Source organism: Secundilactobacillus odoratitofui DSM 19909 = JCM 15043 (assembly GCF_001434895.1).
Taxonomy (GTDB): Bacteria; Bacillota; Bacilli; order Lactobacillales; family Lactobacillaceae; genus Secundilactobacillus; species Secundilactobacillus odoratitofui.
Map to the genome: position 1 here is coordinate 526,347 of NZ_AZEE01000027.1, position 12,876 is coordinate 539,222.

A 12,876-nucleotide genomic window follows, 5' to 3' on the forward strand; every position below is an offset into this window, starting at 1 on the left:
GTTTTTGGTCACTCATTTATTTCATTTAAACTTTAATAAAACGGTGTCTTTCACTTACTTCAGTGGTTGCCACTTCCAGTTCGTGACTTCTGGCATATCAGTACCATTTTCACGAATATACGCATTGTGCTTAGCAACCATATCGTCCATGCGTTGGGCAAAGTAAGCGCCCTTTACCGCATAGGTTGGCATGCTGAGCACAGCATCTTTGGCCAAGTGGAATCGATCCAACTCGTTCAATACCCGCATATCAAATGGTGTGGTAATATCACCATTTTCACGGTAACCGTGGACGTGAAGATTGTGGTTGTGGCGGTCAAAGAAGATGTCACGTACTAAGTCTTCAAAGCCATGGAAGGCGAAGATCACAGGCTTATCAACCGTGAAGTAACGGTCAAATTCTTCATCACTCAGCCCACGAGGATCACGTTCTGGTGAACGAAGCTTCAAGAGGTCGACCACGTTGATAACCCGGATCTTCATCTCTGGGAATTCGTCATGGAGCAAGGAAACTGCGGCAAAGACTTCCCAAGTTGGTTCACTACCAGCGGCAGCAAAGACAATGTCTGGTTCCTGTCCTTGATCAGTTGAAGCCCAGTCGATGTAGCCTAACCCATTGTGGACAAGGTTCGTCGCTTCATCAATTGAGAACCATTGTGGACGTGGGTGCTTAGATGTAACTAACAAGTTAATCTTCTCATATGAACGGAAAGCCACATCAGCAACAGCTAACAGTGTGTTAGCATCGCCTGGTAAATATTCACGGATAAATTCAGGCTTCTTCTCAGCTAAGTGAGTCAACATACCTGGATCTTGGTGAGTATAGCCGTTATGATCTTGCTGGAACACAGTCGAAGTATCCACAAAGTTCAATGATGGGTACTGCTTACGCCATTGCTGTTCTGCCGCTTTACGTAACCACTTCATGTGTTGTGTCAACATGGAATCAACCACCCGACCGAATGATTCGTAAGTAGCAAAGAAGCCGTGACGGCCAGTCAAAACGTAGCCTTCTAGCCAACCTTCAGCTTGGTGTTCTGACAATTGTGAATCAATCACTCGACCTTCGTGAGCCATGTTTTCGTCGTTTGGCGTCTTGATGCTTTCCATCCACTGACGCTTACCTTCATCAAGCGTTGAGTAAAGCCGGTTAGACTTAGTTTCATCTGGACCAAATGCCCGGAAGTTCTCCGGATTCAACTTCATCGTGTCCGCAACCCAGTCAGACCAAACAATCATGTCTTGAGCAGTTGTGGCACCAGGGGTCGTAACTTTAACGGCGTAATCTTTGTAATTAGGTAACTTCAATGGTTGTGGCTTGATTCCACCATTAGTGATTGGGTTAACTGACATCCGTTGATCACCCTCTGGTGCAAAGGCACGAACTTCATCCTTGATTGAACCATCGGCGTTAAAGAAGTCTTCTGGCTTATATGACTTCATCCAGCTTACCAGTTGGTCAGCGTGTTCCATTGAACCAGCTGCAATAGGTAGCGGCACTTGGTGAGCACGGAAGGAATTTTCAACTGGATTACCATCAAAGTCCTTCTTAGGACCAGTCCAACCCTTTGGTGAACGGAAGATAATCATTGGCCAATTTGGCAAACTATCATCGTTATTTTCACGAGCATTTTTTTGAATGGCGTGAATCTTCTCAATTGCTTGATCCATCGCCTTAGCCATGTCTTCATGGACAGGTTCATGAACATCTGGGTCAGCAACTTCGACAAATTCAGGATCCCAACCCATACCAGTGAAGTAACGCTTGAGGTCTTCATCAGACATCCGCGATAAAATTGTTGGGTTAGAAATCTTGAAGCCGTTCATGTTAATAATTGGTAAAACAGCACCATCTTTAATTGGGTTGATGAACTTATCTGAAAACCACGATGCTGCCAGTGGCCCCGTTTCAGCTTCACCATCACCAATTTCAACAGCAGCAATCACATCAGGATTATCTAAAATGGCACCAGTCCCGTGTGAGAGTGAGTAGCCAAGTTCGCCACCTTCGTGAATCGAACCTGGTGTCTCTGGGGCAGCGTGAGAAGCCACGCCACCTGGGAATGAGAATTGCTTAAACAGTTTCTTCAGGCCGGCTTCGCCTTGAGAAATGTTTGGGTAAATCTCAGAGTAACTACCATCTAAGTATGAGTTAGACACCATGACTTGGCCACCGTGACCTGAACCTTCAATGTAAAACATGTTCAAGTTATACTTCTTAATCACACGGTTTAAGTGCGCATAAATGAAGTTTTGAGAAACGATTGTTCCCCAGTGACCAATGGGCTTAACCTTAACATCTTCAGAGGTTAAGTCGCGGTTCAACAATGGGTTGTCCCGCAAAAATAACTGACCAACGGACAAATAGTTAGCTGCACGCCAATACGTGTCAACACCATCCAAATACTGCTTGGAATCGTAATCTACTGCCATCGAGTAACACTCCTTTGATTAACTAAAAATCATACAGATGAATATGGCTCGTAACCTGCCGAATACATTTGTACTGGCATTTACAAGTCTATCTTAGTGCCATTTTTTCAAAAGTCAACCTTTTAGATAATTGATACGGTCCAATTAACAAATTGTTTATTTAGCTATTTTTACATTTGTTTATTGGCCCACTACCACTCCGACTAGCAGCCTTGGACCGTTACTGTGGGACCGGTTCCAGCCACGAAAATGCCGTGTCTTTCACCTCGCCTTTAAGCCTCAAGCCCCGAGTCTTAAAGACGTCCAGACTTTGTAACCGCCAAGGGCGCTAACAAAGTCTTGTCACCGCAACGGCCCAAGCCTGCTAGTCTCCGTTATCGTTTAATCCGTAGTACCATTAATTCATTCAAAAAATTAATAACGAACACAGTACCTATTGTAAAATAGGCGCATCCTGACCCAAGATTCCATCTATCCTGTCAATATAACTTCAACATGCATCCGCTCCTCACAATAATCGGTCATTCTCCATGCCAGCCGTAGCATCACCGGTGATTTTCAGTTGGTGGCAGTGACTAGTGGTTGTTGACGCTTCAGCGTTTACAGCCACTGGACGGTTATGAGACTCGTTCTTTGAGGCTCATTACCGAAGCGTAAGACGAGGTACTCAGCTGAAGCTGGTCCCACAGCTACGAACTGAAAATCACCGGTGGCCGAGGCGACATCAAACGCAAAAAAAGCCTCACACGGCTAGAAAGCCGTATGAGGTCTAAAAATTATTACCAAGCTTACTCTTCATCTAGAGTAACAAACGTATTGTAGTTGAAGTAATCATAGCGTAAACGCATGTTAGATACCTCAAACGGCGTCCCGTCATCCAAGAAGAAAATTCCTTCCATAATGGCAACCGGTTCAGTCGCTTTAAGGCCCAGTAATTCCTGATCTTCGGCAGTAGACGGTTCAGCCCGTACTGTCATGAACGACTTAGTCACAACCTTATTTTGAACGTCTTCCAAATAGTTAAAAATTGAACCTGACACCACTTTTTGTGAGAGTTCTGGCGCAATCTTGATTGGAATAAAGCCTCGTTCAATCATAAAAGGATGTTCGTCAAACAGACGTAAGCGCTGAATCTCATAAACAAAATCGCCCTTTTCCAAGAACAGATCCTGTTGCATCTCTTCGTTGGCCGGTACAACTTTGAATGATAACAGCTTAATGCCCTGTGTCTGACCATCACTCTTAAAACTATCGGTAATCCCCAAGTTTGAGCCTTCATAATGAAAAATCGTTTGGTTTTTCATGTACAATGGATTAATGAACGTTCCTGAGCCGCGTTTTTTAAAAATGATGCCTTGATTTGCTAAAACACTAAGTGCCCGCTTGATTGAACTGCGGCTGACGTTGTATGCTTCACTTAGGCTTCGCTCATCTGGTAGTCGTTTGTTAGGAAACTGGTTATCGTGGATACGCGATTTTAGATCATGTAGCACTCTTCGATAGACTAAATCTTTCATGAAAATCTCCTCGCAACCAATTCTTCGATTCTTTATTTAGAACGAGTATAACAGATTTTTCACTATTCGGGTAGATTGAAGCGAACTATTAAAAAAATTGGTGCTATTTAATTAGGCATCTGGACAGTACCAAAATCAAAAAAGTAAGGACTGAGTTAAATGTCAAAAAAGAAAAAGGGTGGCAAGTTACATAAAACCCTTGTCGAACAAATTCTCGACAAAGCTAAAATCGAGTATGAACAAATCCCCTTCGCAACCCATGAAGCTGGCGATGTGCAAGAGATGGAAGTTGATGAAAGTAAACTTGATCAACATACCATTTACAAAACCCTGGTTGCTTCTGGCAAAACAACTGGTCCAGTTGTTGGGGTCATTCCACTCGACACACATTTGGACCTTAAAAAACTGGCTAAGGCCTCTGGCAATAAAAAAGTAAACATGGTGCCGTTAAAGGAACTGGTCAAAACCACTGGTTACGAACATGGTGCTAATACGCCAGTTGGCATCTGGGAAAAGCTCAAGTACCCGATTTATTTCGACAATACCGCTAAAGAACAGGGCGAAATCATCGTTTCTTCCGGTCAAATTGGTCGATCAGTTAAAGTTAACGCTGAGGCCGTCTGTCAATTAGTGCAAGGCGACTTCGTTGATTTATTAGAGGTTGACGGCGAGTAACCAGTCGTAATCCACACTTACAAAAAGATCTCAAACAAACGCAAAACAACTACGAAAATCTTAACTCGATTTTCGTAGTTGTTTTTTAGTCGCCTCGATTACTGCATCCCATTCCACTCTGCCTTGAAATTCTCAAGAAAAGTAGTCATGGTCTTCTGACGACCTCTCGCGATTCGTTTCGCAACGGGTGTATTCATTTGGTCTGCTAACTTTAACAGCTTTTCGTAGAAGTGGTTAATAATGGTTTCGTTTTCCAAGTTTCGGTACTCAGCCTTGGTCATGTTTTGACGTGGTTTTACCTTTGGATCATAGATTTTTTCACTGTGATGACCACCGTAGTAAATTGCTCGTGTAATCCCAATCGCGCCAATCGCATCTAATCGATCGGCATCTTGAACAATTTGGCCTTCCAACGGCAGTGGCTGTTGGTCTTCTGTTAACGACTTGCTAAAGGACATATTGTTAATGATTAGCATCACCGTGTTAATTTGTGCTGATGTGAACGCCAATGAAGTCAAAAACTGTTCGACCGCTTGCTGAGCGGCTGCAACGTCATCAACCAACTTGTCATCGATAACATCGTGCAAGTATGCCGCGGTCAGCGTAATGAGATAATCAGCCGATGGTTCTTCAGCCAACAACATCTTTGCATTGGTTACGACACGACTAATATGATCTAATCCGTGACCCGTTTGATCACCTGCCAGTTTCTGCGCTGTATAGTTATTAATTGCAGCTAGCTGTTCAGTTGCTTCCAAATCGCTCACCTAATCTTTCTGAATAATGTTAGCCAATATCATACGGGATTAAGATTAAAATTTGATTAAAACACATCCGCTGTTTACTCAATTCTCCTAGCCATCAGTATTTTACCCTACTCAACCAACCATAATAAATTTCGAAATTGGTCAACTTGCACGAACCCCTACAAGCATGCTAAAGTTTTAAAATGATAAATAGATTAGACAACGGGAGGCATTATTTTATGACGCCAGTTTCTTTTAAAGGGTTATCGATTGGGAGTGGTGCACCCAAAATTTGTGTGCCAATCACGGGTGCTGATACGAACACCGTTATCGGTCAGGCCGGTGAGGCTGTTTCATCCGCCGCTGATTTAGTTGAATGGCGCTTAGATTATTTTAACGACTTAGAAAACACCGTTGAAATCATTGCGACCACCAATCGTTTAACCGAAATTCTTGGAGAATTGCCACTGCTCGTCACATTACGCGACCGTGCTGAAGGTGGTAAACGCCAAATTGCAGACAGCGACTACCTCAACCTCTACACTGAATTGATGCTCAATACTGATATCACAGCTATTGATGTTGAGTGGCAGCGCGATAAAACGGTCACCAACCAGCTGATTGACCTCGCAACCCGTCATCAAGTCCGCACCATCATTAGCCACCACGAGTTCGACCACACACCAACCGAATCCGAAATGCTACAGCAATTAAACGACATGGCCGCCCTAAACGGTGACATCGTTAAATTAGCCGTCATGCCGTTGAGCAATAACGATGTGTTAAACCTGATGAACGTCACGCACCGTGCCAGTCAAACTTTTGAACAACCCATCATCACCATGGCAATGGGTGACCTCGGTACCGTTACGCGTGTCGCCGGTCAAACTTTTGATAGCGTCTTAACCTTTGCATCAGTTCATAGCCAATCTGCCCCTGGGCAGTTAACTGTTGATCAAACTCGGCGCATTTTGAACGTCCTCACCCAATAATTTTAATGAACTCGGTCATTATTTAATTTTCGTTTGATTATAGAGAATGTGAGTTATTTCACATCAAGACTTAATCAAAGATTTTACCTAAAGCTGTTGAAACAGCTTACATTATCTGCTATATTATTAAGTGCAAAGTACGTAAAACGTTTTACTTAAAACGGACAAGACTTAAGACAGACTGAAATGAGGTTAAATTAATCATGACAAATCGTGTAACTGTAATTGGAAGTTTAAACGTCGACACTATTCTCGAAATTCCACGCTTACCAAAACCAGGTGAAACTTTGGCAATGGGCGATCAATCATTTGCTGGCGGTGGTAAGGGTGCCAACCAAGGTATCGCAGCTGGTCGTGCCGGTGCTGATACCTACTTCATTGGTAAAATTGGCGATGATGCCAACGGTAAGTTCATGGTTAAGTCAATGACTGACTCAAACATCAACGTTGACGAGATTACTGTCACCAAGGATGCTAAGACCGGTCAAGCTTTCATCCTATTAGATGAAAATGGTCAAAACTCAATCTTAGTTTACGGTGGTGCTAACCAAGCTTTAACCACTGCTGATGTTGACCACGCTGAAGCAACGATTGCTAAGAGCGACTTTATCATTACTCAATTTGAAACACCACTTGACGTTGCTGAAGCTGCCTTTAAGACCGCTAAAGCAAACGATGTTGTAACCATTTTGAATCCTGCACCAGCCCGCCAAGCAATTCCTGCCAGCTTGATGGCTGTTAGTGACTTAGTTGTGCCGAACGAAACCGAGTGCCAAACCTTAACTGGTGTTGAGATCACTGACGAAGCTTCCATGATCAAGGGTGCCGAAAAGCTCCACGAAATGGGTGCTAAGGGTGTCATCATTACCGTTGGTGACAAGGGTGCCTTCTACCACACCGTTGACGGTAACTACGGCTTCGTTGACGCCTTCAAAGTTAAGGCCGTTGATACGACTGCAGCCGGCGACACTTTCATCGGCGCACTTAGTTCACAACTTAAGAAGGACTTCAGTAACCTTCCTGACGCCATTCGATTTGCAAACCGTGCCTCATCGATCACTGTTCAACGGATGGGCGCTCACCCTTCAATTCCAACTTTAGCTGAAATTGAAGCTGCCAATGCGGCTGCAAAATAAGCTACAGTAAACGACGAAACCTTTAAAAGACACCTTCAGCAATGAGGGCGTCTTTTTTCTTTGTTATCTTCATATACTCACTTACTCACTGGCGATTACTGTCGCCTTCGGCCACTGGTCGTCAGGGTTGGTTGCTGCGGGACCGGGTTCAGCCGAAGAACGCGTCTTCACCCTCGGTTTTGAACCACGAAGTTCACGTGTTTCAAAGCCGTCCAATGTTGTAAGGCCGAAGTCAGGGACAAAGGTCGCGTCCCCAACTTCAACCTAACAACATTTTTCGCTGCTACCAACCCTGACGACCAGTGGCACTACGGCTAATATACAGTATTCGAGTTAGCTTGAGCTAAAGTTATCACGTCCCTAAAGGGGGACAAACTTACGAAACAATTTCGAAATACTCCTCCGAAAATTGTTCAATTTACAGACAAACGCTCTGAATTTTCGGCTAGTATTTAACCAGAACGGAGGACTATCCGGTTTGCCGACAGCAGTGACAAGTGCCAGTTGACGCTTCAGCGTTTACTGGCACTGGACGTTGCTGAGACTTGCGTTTTTTCAAAGCTCAGCAACGAGGCGTAAGACGAGGTACTCGGCTGAAGCCGGTCCCACAGCAGTTGGCAAGCCGGATAGTCCGGAGTGGTAATGGCCAAAATTAAAAAAGTTCAACCACATCATTCGCCTTGAGAAAACGATGTGGTTGAACTTACAGTGCACTAAAAATTATTTACTAGCAGTTGATTTTAAAGACTGGTTCTCAAACGTCGATAACCCAACGTTAGCTGTGGCCAGTTGATTTTTGTTAGTTGCAGTTGCCTTAAAACTGACTTTGTCACCGGTTTGAATAAACTGATAAATCGGCTCAAAGGACTTAGAGGCGGTGTCCATTCGGTAAACATGACTGTCACCCTTCAAAATAAACAAAATCTGCTTATCATCCGGTTTCACAACTCGCTCAACCGTACCAGAAATTGTCTTACCGGTTACCTTCGGCTCAACAGTCGTACCAGTTTTGGCACCGACACGTTGATTGAATAGCTCAAGCGTACTCTGCGCGTCGTCTCCAACAGCGTAAGTACCGCTCTGGTTATTACCATCCGCCAGTAAGTAGACGAACTTCATAAACGAATTGTTATCTCGATCAAGCATTGATACCACCCAAGTTGGATGACCATTGATCCGGTAGAGTAACGGCAGCGTCCCTTTGTAATTTTGCGGGTTAATGTCTTGTTGTGCGTATGATATAGCCCGCTCCGGTGTCATCACGTTACCGTGTTCACGATAATAGTGCAGCGTGTTCGTCCGAGCATCCACAAAGGCATAACCCAAGATGGAACTTTGATGGCTGTTCACACTGGTCATACCCGTAAAGTAATAAATGCGACCCTTGTAGGCGTATGGTGTCAGCGTATCGCCACCCTCGGTCCCGGCGTTAGTTGGCTTCATCACATCATTGTGGCCACCAAAGCTCGTCGCGTTCCAGAACCCATGACGGTATTTACCAAACATCGTCACTTCTTTTTCAACCAATTCGGGTGTTGCAGCTACGTCGACAAACTTCGGCACTTTGTTTGGTGAGTAAACTTTCACCTTACCGTTGATTGTGTTCAACACAGCCACCTTGTAGTGTTTGAAATCCAAGTTGCGGTTAAAATACGAAATTGGCTTAGCTAAAGTTCGCACGTAATACGGTGTGCCGTTGTTATCTACTTCAAGTTGAGAGGTTGAGCCCACCATGGTGTAACCCATGCTATAAGCGTTGATTCGACGATCAGCGTCCCGGTTGAAATAGGCACTTGGCGTATAACGCATTGGTTTAGCGACAAACTTTGGATCAGCGTTCTTATCCGTAGCATTAGTCATAAAGTAACCAGGCACCTTTTGGTAGTGAATATACCGCCAGAAACCGCCAGAGAACTCGACGGGCGCAACGTAAACCATCTTGCCCTTGTACATCTGAACGCGCATGTGATTTAAATCATACACGTTAGAGTTCTTAAAGCTATTCAACGAGTTATTCATATCCGTTGAAACCGTCTGTGGTGCGTTTACGACCGGCGTTTCCGTACTGTTTTTAATCACGGGCATCGGTGCGCCATCTGTTGAATTGTTCATTTCAGTTTTAATGGAGCTCACAGCTGGTTTAGGGTTCATCGTCGTGATGACTGAGGCAATGCTCCCAAGCGCAATAATCAACACCACGGCCCCGATTGCAGCACCAATGACGCGGCCGAGCCAGCCAATCGTCACACCAAAACTGCGCATTAAGCGACTAAACGCGTTATCTTCATTTACTGCCCGTTCCGTCACTGCATCCGGATTAAACACGAAACGACGCAGAACCGCTACAACGACTAAGCCACCAATCAGCCACATTAGCCAGCCATCAATTAACGCTGGGTAGGCCAGATCTGGCAGATTAAAATAGGTGTTCACGTAACTCACGATAAACAGTGCAACTATTGCAACTGTTCCCCACAGTCGCCAGCGCCGCGTACTGATCCACAAAAACCAGATAAACGGTATCAGCAAGCCCGATAGTTTAACTAGCGTGATCAGGGCAAAATAACTTAACATCTCTACTCCTCTTTCCTATTCGATTCTTCCCAAATTTCTCGTTTCTAACTCCCAGTATACCAAATCAAGACGGGCTAAAAGTACGTTGATTGTTAGAATAACAAAAAGAGCCCTGTGCCAATAACACACGGGACTCGTTTATAATGAACCGTTCAACTAAGAAACACTAGCCGCATACGTATCTAACAATTGGACAACTTCGTTCACCACAGCTACGATATTAATTTCCTTAGCTGCCAAGGTACCACTGGCTAAGAGTTGTACCGCGATGTGTTTATCCGTCAATTCTAAATGGTACTTATCTAAAAGTGTCGTTAGCATGTAGTCTGCGCTACTCTCACGCGCCTCTTGTAACTTAAAGTCGGCTGCATGTCCAGAATCGTTTACCCAAAGGATAAAGGTCTGCAGGTTACGGCACACGTGTGAGATAAAGTTTTTGTCTTCAGGGGTTAAAAGGTAAATGCTGTCGTTCATCCCGACCACCGCTCTCAAAATAATTTCATCGTTCTCTCATTCGTTACTTATTTTAACACAGTTTAACCCCGACCTACAGGGATTGGCAGTGGTTTTACGAATTCATAAAATAATTGAAAATGGGTATTTTTTAGTACTAAAAAAAGGGTTTTCGGAAATCGTCAGTTATTTATTAACATTATCATGTTAGGTTACACGATGATCAGTAAAACACGGACTAACTCATTGAAACATCATAAAACATTCGGTAGTATATTAACGATTGTGAATAAACAAACAATGAGTTTGCATGAATATTTTTAATCGATAACTCGATAAATTGTAACCGTTTTCTATATCAACCAATCCATGGTATCCTAGTAGTTGACAAGTGAAGGACCTTATCCATCAATTAATGTCAAGAAAGGAGTGCCAATCATGTACAACGTCTTACTGAGTGATGACCACCCGATTTATCGGACCGGCTTAATCACCGTTATTAACCAGCAACCCCACTTCAAGGTGGTGGCCGAAACCAGTAATGGGACCGACGCAGTTGTCCGGGTTGCTGAAGGCGATATCGACGTCGTCATCATGGATCTGACGATGCCGCCTGGCGAAAGTGGTGTCAGTGCGACCCGTCGCATTCACGACACCTTTCCGAACGTGAAGGTTCTCGTCAACACAGCTCACGAAGATCACGAATCGATTGATATGGCACTCCATAATGGTGCAGCTGGCTACGTACTAAAAAACTCACCGCAAAGTGAGTTCGTTGCTGCTTTAACGACCGTGGTATGCGATCGGATCTTTGTTGATCAAAATATCGTGTTAACACCAGCCGACTTTAAAGCCATTGATTCTACGAAGTGTGATGAACAGCTCTACTATTACAACGCCCTCTCCAACCGGGAACGAGAGGTTTTACCGTTAATCGTACTCAGCTGCTCGAACAAAGAGATCGCAAGTCGGCTCTACATCACAACTAAAACGGTCGAAGCACATAAGGCTAACATCATGCGAAAGCTTGATTATCCTTCCCACGCTGAGCTTGTAAGTTACGCTGTGAAACACCACCTAGTGGATTTTTAATGACGGATAGATAATTTTAGTGGTCTGTTGTGGATGTGGCTGTTCAAGTCTGCGTTTCAAAGCGGCCAACTTAACTTCAATAACTTGATTACGGTTAATTTTTGCGAACGCCAGCGTCTCGCTCATCAACGATTGAATTTCATTCGTTGGTCGGTGTAAGACGATGGCGTTTTGCGTTGCCAAGAATTTCAGACAAGGCAAATAATACGTCACGTGTTGCTCGGAGCAGAGTTGAACCCCAGCGTCGATCAGTCGGTTACTGGTCCTATAATCACCCTGATTGGCGTAAAATTCCGCCGTAAAGTTGATCATCATCAAAATTCGCAGATCATACTGATTACCACACGATTCATCGTGGTGAATCCGATCGTCACTTAGATAATGCCGAACTTTCTGGAAATAAAACCCGGCACGTTTTGTTTCGTGACGTCGATCATACATAATCCCAGATCCCAGAAAAGCAAGGTAGGTAAAAATCGTTTTTTGACTAGCGTCTAATTCGTTAAAAATCATCGCAAAATCAAAGCTAATATCATCTGCGGAAGCGTTAATCAACGTATTAACTAACCCTCGGAGTGCAAAAAATTGGCTTTTAGCCGGTAATGATTCAATTTGAGTCTCATCGATCTGAGCTAAATCAGCCACAGCTTGACGGTAATTTTGCGTCATCAGTTTCTTTTCAATGTGGTTTAACGTTAATTCAACATCCGTAGTAGCTGATGTCTGTTCGCCATACAAATCATCAACTTTGATCCCCATCCGGGCGCATAATTGATTCAAAATTGTCAGTGACGGTACGTGACCGTTACTTTCAAATTTGCTCAGCGTCGCCTGCGTACAAATCCCATCACATAATCGACATTGTGATAATTTGAGCGCTTTTCGACGGCGCACAAAATGATTAATATCCATCTCCATCGCGCTCCCTTGCTCGTTGCCAATTTAATCACGTAAAATCTAATTTAGAATAGAAATACGCCATGAATCTCCTATTAATACACCATTTAATGACCTTAATCAGTTCGATTTATAACCCAACTGATTACTTGCTTCTATTATAGCGAGAACCACCCTCACGGACTATCAGGAATGACCCTAACACTTTTCACACTGCTTACATACTAAATGATTGACACTGAAACACCCCACTGATTTCTCAATTAAACGCAATAATCTATTCTAAAATCGTATATAAAAATCGCTTGTGGCTTCGACAATTCCACGATCACGGCAAAAAACCAACGACAGAGCATTGATT

10 protein-coding genes are annotated in these 12,876 nt (G+C 43.8%); 4 read left to right on the forward strand and 6 right to left on the reverse strand.

Annotated elements, in window-relative coordinates:
- Positions 1–54: 54 nt before the first annotated feature.
- Both FD04_RS04720 and FD04_RS04725 read right to left on the reverse strand, forming a co-directional pair.
- Positions 55–2,433, reverse strand: a complete 2,379-nt coding sequence (locus tag FD04_RS04720; RefSeq protein ID WP_056947406.1) for a phosphoketolase family protein — start codon at positions 2,431–2,433, stop codon at positions 55–57.
- 788 nt (positions 2,434–3,221) lie between these two features.
- Positions 3,222–3,950: a GntR family transcriptional regulator gene (locus tag FD04_RS04725; RefSeq protein ID WP_056947408.1), complete on the reverse strand. Its 729-nt coding sequence runs from the start codon at positions 3,948–3,950 to the stop codon at positions 3,222–3,224.
- Positions 3,951–4,109: 159 nt separating this feature from the next.
- Here FD04_RS04725 and FD04_RS04730 point away from each other — a divergent pair, with 159 nt between their 5' ends.
- Complete coding sequence (locus FD04_RS04730; RefSeq protein WP_056947410.1) at positions 4,110–4,625, forward strand: aminoacyl-tRNA deacylase; 516 nt, start codon at positions 4,110–4,112, stop codon at positions 4,623–4,625.
- Between the two features lie 98 nt (positions 4,626–4,723).
- Here the strand turns inward: FD04_RS04730 and FD04_RS04735 are convergent, their stop codons facing one another.
- A complete protein-coding gene (locus FD04_RS04735; protein WP_054698971.1) occupies positions 4,724–5,383 on the reverse strand; it encodes an HD domain-containing protein in 660 nt (219 codons plus the stop codon).
- Between the two features lie 227 nt (positions 5,384–5,610).
- On the opposite strand from FD04_RS04735, the gene aroD reads away from it, so the two are divergent.
- Positions 5,611–6,363, forward strand: coding sequence for a type I 3-dehydroquinate dehydratase (aroD, locus tag FD04_RS04740; RefSeq protein WP_054698969.1), 753 nt, complete (start codon positions 5,611–5,613; stop codon positions 6,361–6,363).
- Positions 6,364–6,566: 203 nt separating this feature from the next.
- The gene (rbsK, locus tag FD04_RS04745) at positions 6,567–7,499 is read left to right on the forward strand and encodes a ribokinase (RefSeq protein ID WP_054698967.1); all 933 of its coding nucleotides are present in this window, start codon (positions 6,567–6,569) and stop codon (positions 7,497–7,499) included.
- A gap of 720 nt (positions 7,500–8,219) precedes the next feature.
- Here the strand turns inward: rbsK and FD04_RS04750 are convergent.
- The gene (locus FD04_RS04750) at positions 8,220–10,073 is read right to left on the reverse strand and encodes a DUF2029 domain-containing protein (protein ID WP_054698964.1); all 1,854 of its coding nucleotides are present in this window, start codon (positions 10,071–10,073) and stop codon (positions 8,220–8,222) included.
- A 156-nt stretch (positions 10,074–10,229) separates the two neighbouring features.
- Entirely contained in the window at positions 10,230–10,547 is a 318-nt protein-coding gene (locus tag FD04_RS04755) for a hypothetical protein (RefSeq protein WP_054698962.1), read from the reverse strand.
- A 417-nt stretch (positions 10,548–10,964) separates the two neighbouring features.
- Here FD04_RS04755 and FD04_RS04760 point away from each other — a divergent pair, with 417 nt between their 5' ends.
- Positions 10,965–11,618: a response regulator gene (locus FD04_RS04760; RefSeq protein WP_056947412.1), complete on the forward strand. Its 654-nt coding sequence runs from the start codon at positions 10,965–10,967 to the stop codon at positions 11,616–11,618.
- Here the strand turns inward: FD04_RS04760 and FD04_RS04765 are convergent.
- Positions 11,604–12,530, reverse strand: a complete 927-nt coding sequence (locus FD04_RS04765) for a helix-turn-helix domain-containing protein (protein WP_056947414.1) — start codon at positions 12,528–12,530, stop codon at positions 11,604–11,606. The genes FD04_RS04760 and FD04_RS04765 overlap by 15 nt on opposite strands.
- Positions 12,531–12,876: the final 346 nt, after the last annotated feature.